Source organism: Streptomyces sp. NPDC005784 (assembly GCF_042871525.1).
Taxonomy (GTDB): domain Bacteria; phylum Actinomycetota; class Actinomycetes; order Streptomycetales; family Streptomycetaceae; genus Streptomyces.
In genome coordinates, this window is the sequence record NZ_JBIAIQ010000003.1 from 52,858 (window position 1) to 70,703 (window position 17,846).

Below are 17,846 nucleotides of genomic sequence, written 5' to 3' on the forward strand. Positions count from 1 at the left end.
TTCTACAATCGCGGGCACCGACCGTCCGCCCGAAGGAACCCGATGACCAGCGTCGAAGAACCGGCACGACCCGGCGGGCGCGTCCGCGACGCCGCCCGCACCAAGGCCGAGATTCTCGACGTGGCGACCCAGGAATTCTCCCGCGCCGGTTTCGCGGGCGCCCGGGTCGACGAGATCGCCGCCCGCACCAGCACCACGAAGCGGATGATCTACTACTACTTCGGCGGCAAGGAGCAGCTCTTCACGGCGGTCCTGGAGCGCTCCTACTCGGTGATCAGGCAGGCCGAACAGGAGCTGGACGTCGAGCATCTGGACCCGGTCGCGGCCATCCGCCGGCTCGCCGAGCTGACCTTCGACCACCATGAGGCGCACCCCGACTTCATCCGCCTGGTGACCATCGAGAACATCCATGAGGCCGAACACATCGTCACCTCCGAGGAGTTGGGCAGAATCGGCTCGCCCGCGCTCGACGTGATCGGCCGGATCCTGGCGACCGGCCGGAAGTCGGGCCTGTTCACCGCCGACGTCGACGCCGTGGACCTGCACGCGATGATCAGCGCCTTCTGCTTCTTCCGGGTCTCGAACCGCCATACGTTCGGCGCCCTGTTCGGCCGCGATCTGATCGCACCGGACCAGCGGGAACACTATCGCGCGATGCTCGGCGACATGGTCATCGCCTATCTGACGGCGGACCGCGCGGCGGACTGAGCACGGGAAGATCTTTCGGTGGGACCCGTCTGCCCCCACCGGCGCTGGTCCGTGCGCGCAAACGGTCCGGACGCCTCCGTCGCGAACGTCTCCGGCTCACCACGCACCACAACAATCTCGTCCGTAGTCGCACACCCTCCGCCTGGGCCTGGACGGGCCGGAGGATCTGGGTGGGCAGGGCCGCAAACGACGGATCACCGAGGCCGAACGCTCGGTGATCACCGGACCGGTCCAGCAGCACCCACCGGTCCCGAGAGCCTCCTCGGCCCGCCGCCAGGCCTGGTTGTCACGACAAGGCCTGCGCTATGGGTTGACGTACTTGCAGCCCCTGCATAGCTTGCGTCTTGCAGAATCGGATTGAATCGTTTCAAAACAATTCGAGCCGTCATCCGCCCGCCCTGGCCTGCACATTCCTCGGCGGAGCTTCGTCGCGTCCGGATCATCAAGGGAAGCACCCGCAACCTCGGAGTACGCATGATCATTTACGGCAGCAGGCATCTACCCCGCAGACGCGGCCCGGTCGGCGCAGCCATCTCGCTGGGCCTCGCCCTCGTCCTCGCCATGCTCGCGCAGCCGATGGCACTGTCCGCGCCGGTTCTCGTCTCCGCAGGGCATGCGGCGGACTCCAAGGCGCCCCGGGTCCCCAGTGACTGGCGGGAGTACGTCCGGACTCCGAAGCGTTCCGATGTGTGCCCGGTTTCCGTGGTCAGCACGTCGGGTGCTGTCGAAGGCGCCCGGAACCTTCTGTGCGGCGGGTCGGGCGGAGCGACGCTGACCTACGTCGACGGCGGAGAAGCACCGACCATCCTTCTCGACTATGCCCAGGAGGTAGGCGGCCTGCCCTACTTCAACGTCGCCGCCAAATCCGGGTCCCCGACCCTGAAGGCCGCGTACAGCGAGGGCCTGCAGTACATGAGCCCGTCCGGTGACGGGTCGCCGCCATGGGCCGACGGCGACAGTTCTCGATCCGACACCTACCAGGTCTCCGGGCCGGGCACGATCACCAACCGCTCCGCACAGGGAGGCGAGCGGTACCAGCAGATCACGCTCTCCACCCCGGGCCGCCTGACACTGAGCAAGGTGGGAATCAACTACATCGCCGACCGCACCCAGGCGGACGGGTACGGGGGCCACTTCCTCTCGAGTTCGGACGAGTTGAACAAGATCTGGTACGCCGGTGCTTACACCTTGCAGACCGATCTCGTTCCGGCCGACTCCCTTCCCGGGTCCTGGTCCGTCCAGGACGGCGCCTTGAATGCCGGCGGTTCGAAGATCAATGACGGTGCCGGGGTCCTGAATCGTGGAGCCTCCTGGAGCGACTACACGACGACCTTCCGGACGAAGATTCTTCACAACCAGGCCGGATGGATGGTCCGCGCGCAGAACTCTCAGAACGGCTACCTGTTCATTCTTGATGACAGCACCGACACCGGCGGTGCCCCGAACACGCTGCAGAAGTTCAACGTCCATGACGGGGCCTACACCAGCCTCGGCTCCGTGGCACTGCCGTCCTCCGTGGACGAGGGGACCTGGCACACAGTGGCTACCACGGTGTCCGGAACCGGCATGACGATCTCGCTGGACGGCAGGCAGATCGACCGCGTCGACACGTCGGCCCTGCCCTCCGGCGCCGTTGCCGATCCCGCTGGGACCATAGGGTTTCGTGAGTTCGGCGACGAGAAGGCTGCCTTCAAGGACCTCACTGTCGTCAGCGGTACAGGCACGACGCTCTACAGCACCCCTCTGAGCACTCCCGCCGCGCTCGCCGACTTCACTCCACCGGGGTCCAACGCGCTGGCGTCGGTCCTCGACGGAGCCAGGCGCGACCGTGCGATCTGGAGCGGCGACATCCTGGTCGAGGGCCTCACCGACTACTACTCCGTGAACAACCCGGAGTACATCAAGCAGTCCCTGAACCTGCTGGGCAGCCGGCAGCTTTCCAGCGGGTTCGTTCCCGGCGCCCTTCACCCGGCGACCGTGCCGCACCTCGGACCGCTCACCCCGGGCGACACGACCACCTACTCGGCCACGTACTCCATGTACTTCGTCGCGGGCCTGGCAAGCTACTACCTTCACACCGGCGACAAGGACTTCGTCGACAGGCAGTGGCCCGTCATCAAGCGTGAGCTCGCCTGGAACGCGACGCGGCTCGACGGGAACGGCTTGTTCTCGACCAGAGCCGGAATCGACGGCGCGGACTGGAACTTCTACGACAGCGACAAGGGCGGCGAGGTCTCCGCTTACAACATCCTTTACTACAAGACATTGCTTGACGGTGCGGCACTGGCGACAGCCGCAGGAGAGGCCTCCCAAGCCGCTGCCTACAGGGCGGATGCCGAGACGCTGAAGACGCGGATCAATGAGCGTCTCTACGACTCGAAGAGCGGCCTCTACAAAATCAGTGACACCCAGTCAGGAGTCGCGCAGGACGCCAACGCCCTGGCCGTCCTGTACGGAGTCGCGCCGTCCTCGAAGCATGAGGAGATCCTGGCCAAGCTCAAGTCGGCCCTGTGGAGCACCCCTTACGGACCACTTCCCTTCTCCTCCGACGCAGGCAACAAAGACCTGGTCAGCCCCTTCATCAGCGGGTTCGAACTCCAGGCACGCCTGGCGGCCGGCGACACCGCGAACGCGCAGGAGCTCCTGCACAATGTGTGGGGTCACATGATCGCTCCAGGCCCGAACCAGACCGGGACGATGTGGGAGAACATCTCCGGCCGCGACGGGACACCTGGCCTGGGGTCGGGGACGAGTCTGTCCCACGGGTGGTCCACAGCCCCGACATCCGCGTTGTCGACCTACATCCTGGGCGTTCGTCCGGACACAGCGGGATACACCAGCTGGACAGTCCAGCCCCACCCCGGAGACCTCACCTGGACGCGAGGAAGCGTTCCCACCCCGCACGGCGTCATCGACGTCCGCTGGACTGCCAGGACTGGCGCTGATCGGTTCAGTCTGACCGTCAATGCCCCCAAGGCCACCAGTGGCACCATCGCGATCCCGGTCTCCGGCCGGGCCGACACCGTCGCCGTCAACGGCAAGGTGGTGTGGCGCCACGGGGCCTTCGCCGCTGCGGCCGGAGTCACCGGTGGCCACTTTGAATCCGGCTACGTCTACCTGAAGGTGAAGCAGCACGGCAGCTACAAGGTCACCTCACACCGGTAGGAACCGGCGCGCGCCCTTCCGGGCGAGCGTCGCTGTCACGGCACCGGCTCCCCGGTCCGACCGGAACATCCGTGCGCACCGGCCCCCGGTCCGACCGGAACATCCGCGCCCTGTAGGGCATTTGGTACGCCGTGGCACCGGGCCCGACGATCACCTTCCCCGAAACGCTCGCTTCTGCGGCACCCTTGGGAGGGAGACTCCGCGTACCCCGGCCGGATTCAGGGACGGCCGGTGTGCGCGGAGCCCTCGTCGGGTGCCGTCGCCGCAGCCCTGGGACCGCGGACCGGCAGCGGGAGAGTACGTCAGCGTCCGGGAATCCCGTACGCCCGCTCCACGTGCAGCCGGAGCACGAGCCGGCCGTCGCGGACCATGGCGGCACGGTATTCGTCCCAGTCGGGGTGTTCGCCGAGGACGTCCCGGTAGACCCGGATGAGCTCCTCGACCGTGTCGTCGTGCGGATCCCCGGCGACGGGCGTCAGCTCGGCCGTCCCCTCGACCACCGTGTACGCCCACCGGTCCGCGCTGGTGACGTGGTACGAGGCCCGCGGGTCCCGGCGCAGGTTGCGGGTCTTGGCGCGGTCGTCGGTGAGCGACACGCGGATGACCCCCTCGTCGGGGTAGTAGACGTGGCTGACGTTCGACAGCTGGGGCCGACCGTCCTTCTTGAGGGTGACGAGCACCCCGCCCTTGTACTCGGAGAGCAGCTTGAGCAGTGCGTCCTGCGTGGCGTCCTGGGTCGCTTCCTCAGTCATATGAGTGTCAACGCTCCGGATCCGGCACGTCATCCCGCGCCGACGGTCTCTTTGGCTCCATCCGGCCCGGCACGCGAGTAGACAGTGTCTACTCGCGCCTGGTAGACACTGTCCATGAGCGAGCTGGAGCCTGCCGACCTGAGGACACGCCTGATCGACGTCGGAGTCGATCTCGTGACGACAGAGGGCGCGCAGGCGCTGACACTGCGGGAGATCGCCCGCCGGGCCGGGGTCTCGCACGGCGCCCCGCGCCGCTACTTCCCGACCCATCTGGAGCTGCTGTCCGCCATCGCGCGGCGCGGCTTCACCGACCTCCAGGGCCGGGCGGCGAAGGCCGTCGGCGGCGGCGAAAGCGGCCCCCGTGCCCGGCTCACCGCCCTGGCGGAGGTCTACCTGGACTTCGCGCTGACCCAGCGCGGTATGTACGAGCTGATGTTCCGTCACGACCTGTTGGAGAGCAATCGGTTGGGGCTCCGTGAGACCAGCCTGCCGATGTTCGGGGTGCTGGTGGACCTCGTCGGCCGGGTGCGCCCGGAGGCCGACGCCCGGATCCTCGCGGGTGCCCTGTGGGCGAACCTGCACGGCATCGCCCAACTCTGGGGCTGGGGAAGCCTGAAGCTCACGACGGGCGCGGACGACTGCGTACCGCTGCTGCACGCGGCGCTCGACGCGCACCTCGGCCCGGAGGAGCGGTGAACACGCCCGGCTCGGGCGGCACCGCCCGCCGCCCCGCCACGTCGGCCGCGCAGCATCCCGCCCCCGCGGTCGCGCACCGCCGGATCACTCTCGCGAGCAGCGTCGTCGGTGCCGTGATCGTCGCCCTCGACGGCACGGTCCTCACCGTCGCGCAGCCCACGCTGCAACGCGACCTGGACGCCTCGTTCGCGCAGGTCCAGTGGACCAGCACCAGCTATCTCATCGCCGTGGCGGGCCTGTTGGTCTTCGCCGGACGCCTCGGGGACCGCTACGGGCACCGACGGGTCTTCGCCCTCGGCATCCTGGGCTTCGGGGCGGCGTCGGCGGGGATCGGCGTCGCGCCCGGGATCGGCTGGGTGATCGCACTGCGGGTCGCTCAGGGCGTGTTCGGCGCACTGCTGCAACCGGCCACGCTCGGCATGCTGCGCGCCGCGTACCCGCCCGACCGGCTCGGGATGCCCATCGCGCTGCGGACGAGCGCCATCGGTCTCGCCGCGGCCGCCGGTCCGCTGCTCGGCGGCGCGCTGGTCGGCCACTTCGGATGGCGGTCCGTCTTCTTCCTCAACGTGCTGCCCGCGCTGCTGATGGGCGCGGCGGCGATCACCGTCCGGGCGCCGGCCGACCCGGAAACCGGAACCGTCCGGGCGTCGGCCGACCCGGAGACAGGGACCGTCCGCCCCGCAGGGGGGCACGGCCTCGATGTACCGGGCGCCTGTCTGCTCACCGTGGCCCTGGTCGCCCTGGTGCACACGCTGGTCGCCGTACCCGACACCGGCCGGCCGGTGTCGACCGTGGCCGGACTGGCCGTGGTGGCGGCCTCGGGCGCCGCGTTCGTGCGCCGGGAACGCCGGGCCGCGAACCCCCTCGTGCCGTCCGAGGTCCTCGGTTCGGCGACCATCGGCGCGGCGCTCGGCATTCTGGTGGCCGCTTCCGCCGCCATGCTCGGCACGCTGTTCGTCGCCAGCTACTTCCTCCAGCGGACCCTGGGTCTCGACCCGCTGGAGACCAGCCTGCGGGCCCTGCCGGGCGGCGTGATGATGGTGCTCGGAGCCCCCGTCGCCGCCGTTCTGCTGCGCAGGCTCGGCCCGCGGCGGACGACCTTGGCCGGAACGCTCGTCCTCACGCTCGGTGTCCTGCTCCTGGCCCGGCTCGACGAGACGTCCACGGCCGTGCCCGTCGCAGCGGGCTTCCTGTTGCTGGGAGCCGGTTTCGCGACGGTGATGGTGACCGCGACGGCGGTCGTCGTACGGCACGTGTCCGCGGCGTCGGCCGGTGTGGCGGGCGGATTGCAGCAGACGGCGATGAACGTCGGGCCCACACTGGGGATCGCGGTGGCGGCCACGCTGACGGCGGTGACGCCCGGCGCCGCTGTCGGCCCCCCGCTGGTCGCACTCGCGGCATTCTCCGCGACGGGAATGCTGCTCGCCCTGCGGCTTCCGGGGCACAAGGACACCTCGAGCCCCGTCCAGGGGAGCCCGAACGACGCGTCACCAGCCCGTTTGGGACGATGAAGGACACGAGCCGCAGCCCGGAGGAGAGCCATGGGACATCTGCGACAGGAAGTCGAGCCGGGATCGGTCGGCCTCGACGCCGAGGCGCTGGAACGCCTCGACCGGCATTTCGCCCGTCTGGTCGACGAGGGCCGGCTGCCCGGCTACCTGGTCGCCGTCTCCCGGCACGGCCAGGTCGCCCACCTCACCACGTACGGCCGACGCGACCGTGCCGCCGGACTCCCGGTGCAGAGCGACACGTTGTGGCGGATCTACTCCATGACGAAGCCGGTCACGTCGGTCGCCGCGCTGATGCTCCTCGAAGAGGGCCGCCTCGGACTCGACGACCGCGTGGCCGACTTCCTTCCGGCCTTCGCCGAGCCACGGGTGTACGTCGGCGGGGCGGGGACCGGCACGACGACGCGGCCGGCCGAACAGCCCATTCTCATCCGCCACTTGCTGACCCACACAGCGGGCCTGACCTTCGGTTTCTACCACGCGCATCCCGTCGACGAGCTCTACCGGGCCGCCGGTCTGAAGTCCTCGGTGGCACCGGGCGCCGACCTGGCCGAGACCTGCGAGGTGTACGCCCGGCTGCCGCTCCAGTTCGAGCCGGGCACCCGGTGGAACTACTCGGTCGCCACCAATGTCCTCGGCCGAGTCATCGAGGTGGTGTCGGGCCAGGATCTCGACGACTTCCTCCACGAGCGGATCCTCGGCCCGCTCGGGATGACGGACGCCGGTTTCCAGGTCACGGACGAACAGTCGCTCAGGCTGGCCGAGTTGTACGGGGAGGACGACGAAGGGGAGCTCACCCCGATCGCCGGGCTCCCGCTGCACGGCAGGCCCCGCTTCCTGTCCGGGAGCGGCGGGATGGTCGCCACGGCCCACGACTACCACCGCTTCATGGAGATGCTCCGGCGACGCGGCGAACTCGACGGCACCCGTCTGCTCCGCCCCGGGACCGTGGACCTGATGGCGGCCAACCACCTGCCCGGCAACGCCGACCGCCGCTCCTTCGGCAGCCCTGTCCACCAGGAACCCGGCAACGCGGGCCTCGGTTTCGGCCTGGGCGTCTCCGTCGTGGTGGACCCGGCGATCACCCGGGCCCCTTCCAGCCAGGGCGCGTTCGGCTGGAGCGGAGTGGCCACCACGACCTTCTGGGTCGACCCCCGACGCGACCTGACCGTGCAGTTCCTGAGCCAACTCCGCCCGACGGCCTCCAACTCGGTCTTCCCGGAGCTCAAGCGGCTGGTGCACGAGGCGGTACGGGCCTGATGACCGGTGGGGAAGGCTCGACTCGGCTTCCGCGCTACCGGGGCGGCTTCTCCGTCGTCCGATTGACGCGGTACACGTCCCGTACGCACAGGTTGAGCACCGTAGTGACGACGATCAGCCCCGCGCACACCAGGAGCACATCCCGGTCGGACCAGGCGCCCGCGGCCAGGGCGGCGAGCAGGTAGCCGAGCGGAACCGCGCAGCGCTCCCCGACACTGTTGAAGGAGGCGGCTCGCCCCAACTCGTTCTCGGGAATGTGCAGTTGGAAGGCCGTGGTCCACGCGACGATCGCGACGTCCAGGCCGACACCTGCGAGGAGTGCGCCGAACAGGACGGCGGGCAGGGGCAGTCCGAGCCCCATCGCCGTCAGCGGCAGAAAGAGCAGGGAGGCGCCGCTCACGGCGACGACGAGCAGCCGGTACGGTTTCCACCACAGGCACACCAGCGCGCCCGCCAGCAGCCCGAGCGCGAACGCTCCCTGCACCAGGCCCCAGGAGCTCGCGCCGGAGTACAGCCGCGCGGCGAGGACCGGTCCGAGCATCTGGAACCCGGCCAGCCAGGCGGCGACCACGACCATCCCGGCCACCGTGTATGTCCAGAGCCAGGTGCGGGATCGGAATCCGGCCCAGCCCGTCCGCAGATCACTCAGGGGGCTGTCGGCGGTGACGGGGGCGTCCAGGCGCAACCCGTTCAGCAGCAGGGCCGCGATCAGGAAGGTGAGGGCGTCCCAGGTCAGCGCCCATCCCGGTCCGGCGAGCGCGACGACAAGACCGCCCACCACGGGCCCGAGCACCCGTACGGCATTGGTCGGCAGCCTGACCAGCGCGTTGGCCTGCTGCAGGTGCTCCGGCGCCACCAGCTGGTTCACCACGCCCTGACTGGCGGGCACGGCGATCGCCACGGCGACTCCCGAGAGGAAGCCGCAGGCGGCGATGGAGCCGGTCGAGGCCGTGCCGCTCAGCACGATGACGGCGAGCGCCCCTTGCGCCGCCGCCGCGATCAGGTTGCCCACCAGCAGGATCCGACTGCGGGACATCCGGTCCGCGAGCACCCCGCCCACCAGCAGGAAGGCGACCGTCGGAACGGTGTTCACGGCCAGCACCAGGCCGAGCGATCCGGCGCCGCCGCCCTCTCCTATCACCGCGTAGGCGAGCGCGAGCGGCGCCATCGCCGATCCCGTCGCCGAGATCAGATTGGCCAGCACGAACCGCCGGAATGCGGCGCTGTGCCAGGGGGCCGTCCGGGTCGCCGACACCTGCGCCGCCGTCTTCATGGTCCTCCCTCACCACCCGGAGGGGGCCCGTCCGATCCCGTCGAGCGGCTCCAAGTGCGCGGCGATCATACGGGGTTGAGGTCGGAGGCCGAGGACTCCGGGACGGCCCGGCCAACCGAGTGGCCGACAATGTTCGTACCCGTGGCACCGGGTCCGGCCAGGGGCGCGGAGGTCACGCGCCGGGCCGCGCCGCCCGGGCCGCGTGGATGACGGCCCACGCCGCCGCGGCGTCCTGGACGCCGAGCCCGACGCTGTTGTAGAAGACGATGTCCTCGGGCCGCATGCGGGCCCGCTGCCGGCCGGTGAGGACATCGCCGAGCGCGATCAGGTCCCCCCGGGCGAGCCGGCCCTCCCGCAGCGCGTCCACCACCGGCCCGGCGTGTTCGGCCGCCGTCCGCGGATCGTCGACGACCACCGCGGCGGCCCGCCGGAGCACCTCCGCGTCGACCTCGCTGCGGGTGGGCTCGAAGGATCCGACGCTGACGACGGTGCAGCCCGGGGCCAGCCAGGCACCCCGGACGACCGGCGTGGCGCTGAGGGTGCAGGCGGCGACCATCGGCAGCCCGGCCACGGCCTCCTCCGCCGAGTCGACGGCCTCGACGGCGACGCCGAGCTCGGCCGCGAGCCGCCGCGCCGCCCGTGCCCGTCGGCCGGGGTGCGGGCTCCACAGCCGTACGGACCGCAGCTCGCGCACCCGGGCGACGGCCCGCGCGTGGGCGAGGGCCTGGGTGCCGGAGCCGATCAGGCCCAGTTCCGCGCTGTCGGCGCCGGCCAGCACGTCGAAGGCGACCGCGCTCGCGGCGGCCGTGCGCAGGGTCGTCACGGCGGTGCCGTCCATGACGGCGACGAGCCGCCCGGTGACCGGGTCGAGCGCGTTGATCACCGCATGGACGGACGGCAGCCCGGCCGCCGCGTTGCCGGGATTGACGCTGCCGAACTTGGCGACCGCCCCGGTGTCCGCGGACAGGCGTGCCAGGTACGCGAACACGACGCTGTCGTCGAAGCGGCCGGCGTGCATGATCTTGCCGGGCAGTTCCGCGGTGCCGTCACCGAGCGCGGTGAAGGCCGCGCGCTGCGAGGCGATCGCCGCGTCGGTGTCCAGCAGCCGTGTCACCTGCTCGCGTGAGAGGAACAGCGGGGCGAGGTCGTCTTCCGTCACTCCTCAGTGATAACCGTTTTCGCCGATTCGCAAAAGATCGCTTTGGCCCACTCCTCGCTGTCCAGGTGGGGCAGGTAGTGGTCGAGGCGCTCCCGCTTGGTCAGGAGATAGCTGAGGTTGTCCTCGCACGGCGGTATCAGCAGCGGCACCTGCTCGGCGACCTTGATGCCGTGGCGCAGCAGCGACTCGCGCTTGCGCGGGTTGTTGGACAGCAGCCGAACGGACCGTACGCCGAGGTCGTGCAGCATCTCCGCCGCCACCCGGTAGTCGCGGGCGTCCACCGGCAGTCCGAGGGCGAGGTTCGCCTCGACGGTGTCGAGCCCCTCCGCCTGGAGCTTCATCGCCTTCAGCTTGGCGAGCAGGCCGATGCCCCGGCCCTCGTGGCCCCGGAGGTAGACGAGGACGCCGCGGCCCTCGGCCACGATGGCGCGCAGCGAGGCCGTGAGCTGGGGACCGCACTCGCAGTGCTGCGATCCGAAGGCGTCGCCGGTGAGGCATTCGGAATGCAGCCGGGTGAGCACGTCCCCTTCCCTGAGGGTGTCCAAGTCGCCGTAGACGAGGACGACTTGTTCCTCGCCGCGGTCGTGGTCGAAGTAGCCCACGGCCTGGAAATCGCCGTACTCGGTGGGCAGTGGGGCAATCACGACTCGTTCGACACCTGTGAGGTGGGCATTCCCGCCGAGTACGCCAAAGTTATCTGTCATGATCTGGTTCCTAAGCAGAGTCGAAAGGGCCGTGAAAACATGAGTAGTTCGGGAACGCGCGCGACGGTGTCCGGTGTGCTGTCACTGGACACCACGGAGGATGTCCGCGAGCGGGGGGCCGGTGTCGCCCGCCAGGTCGCCGTCCTTCCCGTCGGCAGCCTCGAACAGCACGGTGCCTACCTGCCCCTGACGACCGACACACTCGTGGCGTGCGCCATCGCGCGGGAGATCGCGGACGCCTATCCGGTGCAACTTCTTCCTCCGGTGACGATCTCCTGCTCGCACGAGCACGCCGCCTGGCCGGGCACCGTCAGCATTTCGTCCGTGACCCTTTACGCCGTGGTCCGCGACATCGCCGCCTCGTTGCGGCGATCGGGCGTCGACACCCTGGTGGTGGTCAACGGTCACGGAGGGAATTACGTACTGGGCAATGTAGTCCAGGAATCCGCGGGCACCGGTACGCGCATGGCGCTTTTCCCGGCCATGGAGGACTGGGAAGGCGCGTGTGAACGGGCCGGTGTGCAGACGTCGTTGCTCACCGATATGCATGCGGGAGAAATCGAGACGTCCATTCTCCTGCATGCCCATCCGGAATGCGTCAAAGACGGTTATGAGACCTCCGATTTCGTCGCCGACGACCGTCGGCATCTGCTCACCCTCGGCATGTCGGCCTATACCGAGTCCGGGGTCATCGGCCGTCCCTCGATGGCCGGCGCCGAGAAGGGGAAGGAACTCCTCGCCGGGCTGACCGAGGCCTTCGGAGCGTATTTCTCCCTGGTGACGTCCGAGACGCTGCACTGATCGGGCCCTCCCGCGCTCTCCTCGCGGGGGCGCCGGAGCGCGGCACCCCACCGGACGACCAGGACCACGGCGCCGGGCAGGCTCGCCGCGAAGCTGAGTACGCCGTAGATCACCGCGACGGTGAGGCCCATGCCGGCGCCGAGCCCGGCGGCGCCGAACGCCCAGGCGGTGGCGCCCTCGCGGGGACCCCAGCCGCCGACGTTGAGCGGCAGCCCCATGGCGAGCAGGGCGAGCAGGGCGAGCGGCATCAACCGGACGACGGACGCGGTCGATCCGGCGGCCCGCGCGGCGAGCACGAACATCGCCAGGTGACCTGCGAGCACCATGACCGAGGCGAGCGTCACACCGGGCCAGCTGCGCCGGGCCAGCAGGGCACCCCGCGCCTCGACGAGCGCGCCTCGGACTGCGCCGTACCGCCCGGAGGCGGAGGGGGTGCGGCGCCTGCGGACGACGCCGAAGGTCACCGCGCCGGCCGCCAGGACGATCGCGAGGATCAGCGCGACCTCGCGGGACTGCTGGAGCGCCGGTGACGGCTGGGTGAGCAGTACCGCCGCGCCGACGGCCACCAACACGGCTTGTCCCGCGGTGCGTTCGAGCACCACCGCGCGCACGCCCCGGCCGATGTCACCGGCGCTCTGCCCGTGCCGCACGGCCCGGTGCACATCGCCGAGGACTCCGCCGGGCAGTGCGGCGTTCAGGAACAGCGCGCGGTAGTAGTCCGCGACGGCCGCGCCCAGCGGGAGCCGGATGCGCAGCTCGCGGGCGACCAGGCACCACCGCCAGGCGCTGAACACTGTGGTGAGCAGCCCGATGCCGATGGCCGCCGCCAGTGTGGTCCCGTCGATCCGCCGCAGCCCGTCCATGAACACCCCGGTACCCAGCCGCCAGAGCAGCACTCCGAGGATGAGGACGCCGGCGACGGTGCCGAGGTGCTTGCGGACACGACGGAAGGCGAGCCGGGCCCGGGAGCCCTGGGAGGTTCCGTCGGCCGTGGGGCTCACGGAGTCCCCGGCCCGGCCGGACACCGGCTCGGTGCCCGCGGGGTCCGATGCCTGCGAGGCAGATACGCCGGACTCCGCGGCGGTGTTCAGGGGCGGGCCGTCGAGATCCGGGGCCGGGGCCGCCGGAGCGGAGGCCACCCCCACCGTCTCCAGGCCCGCGCTCACACCGCACCCCCGGACGGGTGGGGCAGGGCCAGCACATCGCTGTGGTGGACGACCACCCGCAACTCGCCCGCGGCACACGCCGTCAGACGGGAGTCGAGATACGCCTCCGCTCGTTCCGCCAGCTCGGGGCGCTGTTCCACCGCCGCGCCGACCCAGCCGCGCAGCCACTCCGCGGTGAGGGCGGCCTCGTCGGGGCCGAGCCGCCAGGGGCTCGGGTGCACCCGTACGGTCGCGCCGTAGCGGGCGAACGCCTCGCAGGCGGCCGTGATGGCGTCCGGGCCGAGCAGTTCGCCGCGCCGCTGGTGGGTGTTGAACGCCTCGGCGATCTCGGCGTCCAGCGGGTCGGCCGGGGTGAGTTCGACCCGGCCGGCGACGGACAGCGTCAGCAGGGCCGGTACCCCGGCGGCGGCGCAGGCCGCCGCGAGCCGGTCGATCTCCTCGACGGTGAGCACGTCGAGCAGCGCCGACGCGGTCACCAGGGAGGCTCCGGCCAGGGCGTCCGCGGTCAGCCGGCCGATGTCACCGCGCTGGGTGGTGATGGCGACGTGGCTGCCGTCGGCCGCCGCCTTGGGCGCCCCGACGGTGGCGAAGTGCAGGAGGTACGGGTCCCGGTCGTGCAGGATCCAGTGCTGGGCGCCGTCGAGCCGGGGCGCCAGCCAGCGGCCCATGGAGCCGGTGCCGCACCCGAGGTCGTGGATGACCAGGTCGCCGCCGCGCACCGGCCGGTTGGCCAGCCGGATGCGCAGCGGGTCGAGCAGGTCGGCCGCCCGCGCGGCGGCGTCGGCGGGTTCGCGCAGCTGGAGCCACTGGGGTGCGTAGCGCACCTCGTCGGCGTCCGGATCCCCGACTCGCTGACCGGGCACGGCGGTCCTCACCTTCATCTCGGGGATGCCGGAGTCCGGCCCGCCCGCGGGAGTCGTCGCGGTACTCACGCCGCCCTCCGGGGTTCGTGGGGCAGCCGGCCGAGCACACCGGCCAGGCTGCGCGCCGTGGTCGCCCAGCCGTCGAGCGCGGCGCGCCGTCCGCGGGCGGCGGCCTTCAGCCGGCGGCGCACGTCGGCCTCGCCGAACCAGCCGCGCAGCTCGGCGGCGAGCGCCGCCGGGTCCTCCGGGGGGACGAGGATGCCGGGCACGCCGCCGTCGGGGGCGCGTCCGACCGCCTCGGGCAGACCGCCGACGTCCGTGGCCAGCACGGGGATGCCCCGGGCGAGGGCCTCGGTGACGGCCATGCCGTAGGTCTCCGCGTACGAGGTGAGGACCATGAGGTCGGCGGCGGCGTAGCTGGCGTCGAGTTCGGCGCCGGCCTGCGGTCCGGCGAGGTGCAGCCGGTCATCGAGGCCGTACTTCGCGATCAGGGAGCGCAGGTGGTCGACGTAGGCCGGGTCCTGGCCGAGGCCGCCGACGCAGACGCAGCTCCAGGGCAGGTCGGTGACGGTCGCGAGGGCTTCGACGAGCCGGTGCTGGCCCTTGCGCGGGGTCACCGCGGCGACGCACAGCAGCCGCGAGACGCCGTCGGTGCCGGAGGCGAGCGGCGCGATGTCGGCGCCGGGCGCGGCGACATGGACGCGGTCGGGGGCGAGGCCGTGGTGGGCGACGAGCCGGCGGACGGCCCATTCGCTGGTGGCGACGACGGCCGACACGGCCCGCAGGGTCGTACGTTCCAGGGCGTCCAGCTCGGCGGCCACGGCGGGCTCGAGTCCGGTCTCGTCGCCGAGCGGCAGATGGACGAGGACGACGAGACGCAGTCGGTCGGCCTCGGGGGCGACGATCTCGGGGACTCCGCAGGCGACGATCCCGTCGAGCAGGACGACCGTGCCGTCGGGCAGGTCGGCCAGGGTCCGGGCGAGTTCCGTACGGGCGGCGGCGCCGGGGCGGGGCCACTCACCGGGGACGATGTGCCGGTGGACCTGCCAGCCGAAGCCGGGCAGGTCGAGGCAGAGCCGGCGGTCGTAGGCGTTGCCGCCGCTCGGCGCGGCCGGGTCGTCGACGCCGCCCGGCATGACGAAGTGCACGGAGCGCAGGGACATGGGAATGATCTCGGCGTTCTTGATGGCCGCGTTCTGCACGGGCACGTAGTTCAGGGCACCCGGTCCGGCGGTCGTGGCGGAACGGCCGGACGGTGGGGACGCCTTGTCCAGGGTCACGTCGGTCACAGGGCACGCTCGTAACTCGCCCAGGCGATGTGCGACTCGTGCAGAGTGACCGTGATGCCGGCGAGGCCGTGGGCACCTTCGCCCAGGGCTCCGGCGTGCACACGGCTCGCGAGCCGGTCGGCGACGACCTTCGCCAGGAACTCGGTCGAGGTGTTGGTGTCCTTGAAGTCCGGCTCGCTGTCGAGATTGCGATAGTTCAACTCGCTGACGACGGCGCCGAGCTCCTGCGTGGCAAGTCCGATGTCGACGACGATGTTGTCGTCGTCCAGCTCGGCGCGGCGGAAGGTGGCGTCCACCAGGAACGTCGCCCCGTGCAGGCGCTGCGCGGGTCCGAAGACCTCGCCACGGAAGCTGTGGGCGATCATCAGGTGATCGCGGACGGTGATGCTGAACAACGGACGACCCTCCAGGTGCGGTGCGTCTGATCCTCTGCCGGGATCACGTCGTGTAGTACGGCTGTCCTGTTCACCTTGTTCAGCCGCCTGTCGCCCTTTCTTCGGAGTCCGTAGAGGTCAGGCCGGTTCTCGTCGGCTCAAACGTCTTCGTAGGCGACACGGTGACACAGGGCGGGTATCGATCCGGAGGCCAGTTTCCCCATCACGTCCGGAAGTTCCCCGAAGGCGCACTCGCCGGTGATCAGCGCGTCGAAGGCCGGTTCGGCGAGGAGGTCCAGGGCGAGCGCCAGACGGTCGGCGTACGTCCTTCCGGCCCGGCCGGAGGGGGAAACGGAACCCACCTGGCTGCTGCGCAGGGTCAACCGGCGGGAATGGAAGGCCTCGCCGAGCGGCAGAGCGACCCGGCGGTCTCCGTACCAGCTCAGCTCGATGACGGTCCCCTCGCGGGCGAGCAGGTCGAGGGAGCGGGTGAGTCCGGCCTCGGTGGCGCTGGCGTGCACGACGAGGTCGAGTTCGCCCTCGGCGTCCTCGGGGAGCGCGAAGTCGATGCCGAGGGCGCGGGCGACGGCACCGCGTGCCGGGTCGGCGTCGACGAGCTGGACCCGCACTCCGGGGAAGCGGGCGAGCAGCGCGGCCACCGAGCAGCCGACCATGCCGCCGCCGACCACGGCGATCCGGTCGCCGATCAGCGGGGCGGCATCCCACAGGGCGTTCACGGCGGTCTCGACGGTGCCGGCGAGGATGGCGCGGGAGGCTGGCACGGACTCGGGTACGACCGTCACGGCGCTCACCGGGACGACGTACCGCGTCTGGTGCGGGTAGAGGCAGAAGACCGTGCGCCCGAGCAGATGCCCGGGTCCTTCCTCCACCCGGCCGACACTCAGATAGCCGTATTTCACGGGCGCGGGGAAATCCCCGTCCTGGAAGGGCGCGCGCATCGAGGCGTGCTGGTTCTCCGGGACTCCCCCGCGGAACACGAGGGTCTCGGTGCCCCTGCTGACTCCGGAGTAGAGCGTGCGGACCAGCACCTCCCCCTCCGTGGGCGCGGACAGGGTGACGTCCCGGATCTCACCGTGGCCCGGCGATGCGAGCCAGAAGGCGTGAGCTGTGAGTTCCATGAGCGTCCCCCTGAACGATTCAGCAGATCTTCACGTACGGAGCAGTGACAAGTCGCGCACACGGTACGCGGCGTTGATCGAATCTGTCATTCGGCCGGAGGATCTGCGGTGGCCCTGAACAACATGTACGGCGCGAGGCTCCCCCAGCAGGAGACCATGGTGGGAGCCGGCGTGCAGCTCCTGCTGCTGGCCCTGCTGGGCTCGGCGATCGGGATGGGGCCCGCGGGCTGGCTGACCGGTCTGGCTTTCGCGATCGCCACCTGGGCGGTGCTCACCCGCGCGCTGCGGCGCTCGCAGCCCCGCTCCTTCGGACCCGCCAATCGGGTCACGCTCGGCCGCGCGATCCTGGTGGGCGGCGTCACCGCGCTGGTCGCGGACTCCTTCCAGAGCTCGCCGCCGGTGAGTCTGCTGGTCGGTCTGACGGCGGTCGCCCTGATCCTCGACGGCGTCGACGGCAAGGTCGCCCGGCGGACCGGCACGTCCTCCGCCCTGGGCGCCCGCTTCGACATGGAGGTGGACGCGTTCCTGATCCTGGTGCTGAGCGTGTACGTCGGGATGTCGCTCGGTCCGTGGGTGCTGCTGATCGGCACGATGCGGTACGCGTTCGTCGCGGCGGCCCGGGTGATGCCGTGGCTGAACGGCGAGCTGCCGCCGAGCATGGCGCGCAAGACGGTGGCGGCCCTGCAGGGCGTCATCCTGCTGGTCGCGGGCGCCGACGTCCTGCCGTACGACGTGAACATGGCGGCCGTGCTGACGGCCCTCGCGCTGCTCGTGTGGTCGTTCGGCCGCGACATCGCGTGGCTGTGGCGGCAGGGCGGCCGTGGGCCCGTCGAGCGGACCGTGTCGCACGAGCGGCCGCGGGAGCTGGTCGGCGCGGCTTCGGCCCCGGCGCGCTCCGAGGGCTGAATCACCCTCCCGTGCGGGTGCCTGGCCTCGACGGGTGACATGCAGGAGCCGGCCTCGACGCCACGCGTCATGCGGTCCGCCCC

15 protein-coding genes and 1 pseudogene are annotated in these 17,846 nt (G+C 71.0%); 7 read left to right on the plus strand and 9 right to left on the minus strand.

Annotated features, from left to right (window positions below; all coding sequences use genetic code 11):
• Positions 1-42 precede the first annotated feature (42 nt).
• Both ACFYR3_RS05735 and ACFYR3_RS05740 read left to right on the plus strand, forming a co-directional pair.
• Positions 43-708 carry a TetR family transcriptional regulator gene (locus tag ACFYR3_RS05735; RefSeq protein WP_389281660.1) on the plus strand — a complete coding sequence of 222 codons (666 nt, stop codon included), beginning with the start codon at positions 43-45 and terminating at the stop codon, positions 706-708.
• A 474-nt stretch (positions 709-1,182) separates the two neighbouring features.
• Positions 1,183-3,873, plus strand: a complete 2,691-nt coding sequence (locus ACFYR3_RS05740; RefSeq protein ID WP_389281662.1) for an alpha-L-rhamnosidase C-terminal domain-containing protein — start codon at positions 1,183-1,185, stop codon at positions 3,871-3,873.
• A gap of 302 nt (positions 3,874-4,175) precedes the next feature.
• Here ACFYR3_RS05740 and ACFYR3_RS05745 read toward each other — a convergent pair whose 3' ends face one another.
• Positions 4,176-4,625 (minus strand): PPOX class F420-dependent oxidoreductase, encoded by a 450-nt coding sequence (locus ACFYR3_RS05745; RefSeq protein ID WP_355850035.1) that lies wholly within the window; start codon positions 4,623-4,625, stop codon positions 4,176-4,178.
• Between the two features lie 114 nt (positions 4,626-4,739).
• Here ACFYR3_RS05745 and ACFYR3_RS05750 point away from each other — a divergent pair, with 114 nt between their 5' ends.
• From ACFYR3_RS05750 to ACFYR3_RS05760, 3 genes are all read left to right on the plus strand, one after another.
• A complete protein-coding gene (locus tag ACFYR3_RS05750; RefSeq protein WP_355850032.1) occupies positions 4,740-5,321 on the plus strand; it encodes a TetR/AcrR family transcriptional regulator in 582 nt (193 codons plus the stop codon).
• Between the two features lie 83 nt (positions 5,322-5,404).
• Positions 5,405-6,832, plus strand: coding sequence for an MFS transporter (locus ACFYR3_RS05755; RefSeq protein WP_389282010.1), 1,428 nt, complete (start codon positions 5,405-5,407; stop codon positions 6,830-6,832).
• Positions 6,833-6,862: 30 nt separating this feature from the next.
• Positions 6,863-8,089: a serine hydrolase domain-containing protein gene (locus ACFYR3_RS05760; protein WP_355850029.1), complete on the plus strand. Its 1,227-nt coding sequence runs from the start codon at positions 6,863-6,865 to the stop codon at positions 8,087-8,089.
• A 34-nt stretch (positions 8,090-8,123) separates the two neighbouring features.
• Here the strand turns inward: ACFYR3_RS05760 and ACFYR3_RS05765 are convergent, their stop codons facing one another.
• The 3 genes from ACFYR3_RS05765 to ribA all read right to left on the minus strand — a co-directional run bounded on the left by ACFYR3_RS05765 (position 8,124) and on the right by ribA (position 11,225).
• Positions 8,124-9,362, minus strand: a complete 1,239-nt coding sequence (locus tag ACFYR3_RS05765) for an MFS transporter (protein ID WP_355850026.1) — start codon at positions 9,360-9,362, stop codon at positions 8,124-8,126.
• Positions 9,363-9,534: 172 nt separating this feature from the next.
• Positions 9,535-10,521, minus strand: coding sequence for an ornithine cyclodeaminase family protein (locus tag ACFYR3_RS05770; RefSeq protein ID WP_355850023.1), 987 nt, complete (start codon positions 10,519-10,521; stop codon positions 9,535-9,537).
• A complete protein-coding gene (gene ribA, locus ACFYR3_RS05775; RefSeq protein ID WP_355850020.1) occupies positions 10,518-11,225 on the minus strand; it encodes a GTP cyclohydrolase II in 708 nt (235 codons plus the stop codon). The genes ACFYR3_RS05770 and ribA overlap by 4 nt, the downstream gene beginning before the upstream one ends.
• Before the next feature lie 39 nt (positions 11,226-11,264).
• Here ribA and ACFYR3_RS05780 point away from each other — a divergent pair, with 39 nt between their 5' ends.
• Positions 11,265-12,026 (plus strand): creatininase family protein, encoded by a 762-nt coding sequence (locus ACFYR3_RS05780; protein WP_355850074.1) that lies wholly within the window; start codon positions 11,265-11,267, stop codon positions 12,024-12,026.
• An 89-nt stretch (positions 12,027-12,115) separates the two neighbouring features.
• Here the strand turns inward: ACFYR3_RS05780 and ACFYR3_RS05785 are convergent.
• The 5 genes and pseudogenes from ACFYR3_RS05785 to ACFYR3_RS05805 all read right to left on the minus strand — a co-directional run.
• Positions 12,116-13,270 (minus strand): annotated as a pseudogene (locus tag ACFYR3_RS05785) (lysylphosphatidylglycerol synthase transmembrane domain-containing protein); the annotation flags it as partial.
• Positions 13,189-14,073 (minus strand): class I SAM-dependent methyltransferase, encoded by an 885-nt coding sequence (locus tag ACFYR3_RS05790; RefSeq protein WP_355850071.1) that lies wholly within the window; start codon positions 14,071-14,073, stop codon positions 13,189-13,191. The pseudogene ACFYR3_RS05785 and the gene ACFYR3_RS05790, both read right to left, overlap by 82 nt.
• Before the next feature lie 47 nt (positions 14,074-14,120).
• Positions 14,121-15,344, minus strand: coding sequence for a glycosyltransferase family 4 protein (locus ACFYR3_RS05795; protein ID WP_355850017.1), 1,224 nt, complete (start codon positions 15,342-15,344; stop codon positions 14,121-14,123).
• Positions 15,341-15,739 (minus strand): 6-carboxytetrahydropterin synthase, encoded by a 399-nt coding sequence (locus ACFYR3_RS05800; protein ID WP_355850014.1) that lies wholly within the window; start codon positions 15,737-15,739, stop codon positions 15,341-15,343. The genes ACFYR3_RS05795 and ACFYR3_RS05800 overlap by 4 nt, the downstream gene beginning before the upstream one ends.
• Before the next feature lie 137 nt (positions 15,740-15,876).
• Positions 15,877-16,857 (minus strand): zinc-binding alcohol dehydrogenase, encoded by a 981-nt coding sequence (locus ACFYR3_RS05805; protein WP_389281666.1) that lies wholly within the window; start codon positions 16,855-16,857, stop codon positions 15,877-15,879.
• A gap of 108 nt (positions 16,858-16,965) precedes the next feature.
• Here ACFYR3_RS05805 and ACFYR3_RS05810 point away from each other — a divergent pair, with 108 nt between their 5' ends.
• Complete coding sequence (locus ACFYR3_RS05810; RefSeq protein ID WP_355850009.1) at positions 16,966-17,763, plus strand: CDP-alcohol phosphatidyltransferase family protein; 798 nt, start codon at positions 16,966-16,968, stop codon at positions 17,761-17,763.
• The last annotated feature ends 83 nt before the right edge of the window (positions 17,764-17,846 follow it).

Excerpts from the sequence above, each read along its gene's own strand:
- ACFYR3_RS05735 (WP_389281660.1), top strand. The coding sequence starts at position 43 with ATGACCAGCGTCGAAGAACCGGCACGACCCGGCGGGCGCGTCCGCGAC.
- ACFYR3_RS05740 (WP_389281662.1), top strand. The coding sequence starts at position 1,183 with ATGATCATTTACGGCAGCAGGCATCTACCCCGCAGACGCGGCCCGGTC.
- ACFYR3_RS05745 (WP_355850035.1), bottom strand. The coding sequence starts at position 4,625 with ATGACTGAGGAAGCGACCCAGGACGCCACGCAGGACGCACTGCTCAAG.
- ACFYR3_RS05750 (WP_355850032.1), top strand. The coding sequence starts at position 4,740 with ATGAGCGAGCTGGAGCCTGCCGACCTGAGGACACGCCTGATCGACGTC.
- ACFYR3_RS05760 (WP_355850029.1), top strand. The coding sequence starts at position 6,863 with ATGGGACATCTGCGACAGGAAGTCGAGCCGGGATCGGTCGGCCTCGAC.
- ACFYR3_RS05765 (WP_355850026.1), bottom strand. The coding sequence starts at position 9,362 with ATGAAGACGGCGGCGCAGGTGTCGGCGACCCGGACGGCCCCCTGGCAC.
- ribA (WP_355850020.1), bottom strand. The coding sequence starts at position 11,225 with ATGACAGATAACTTTGGCGTACTCGGCGGGAATGCCCACCTCACAGGT.
- ACFYR3_RS05780 (WP_355850074.1), top strand. The coding sequence starts at position 11,265 with ATGAGTAGTTCGGGAACGCGCGCGACGGTGTCCGGTGTGCTGTCACTG.
- ACFYR3_RS05790 (WP_355850071.1), bottom strand. The coding sequence starts at position 14,073 with ATGAAGGTGAGGACCGCCGTGCCCGGTCAGCGAGTCGGGGATCCGGAC.
- ACFYR3_RS05805 (WP_389281666.1), bottom strand. The coding sequence starts at position 16,857 with ATGGAACTCACAGCTCACGCCTTCTGGCTCGCATCGCCGGGCCACGGT.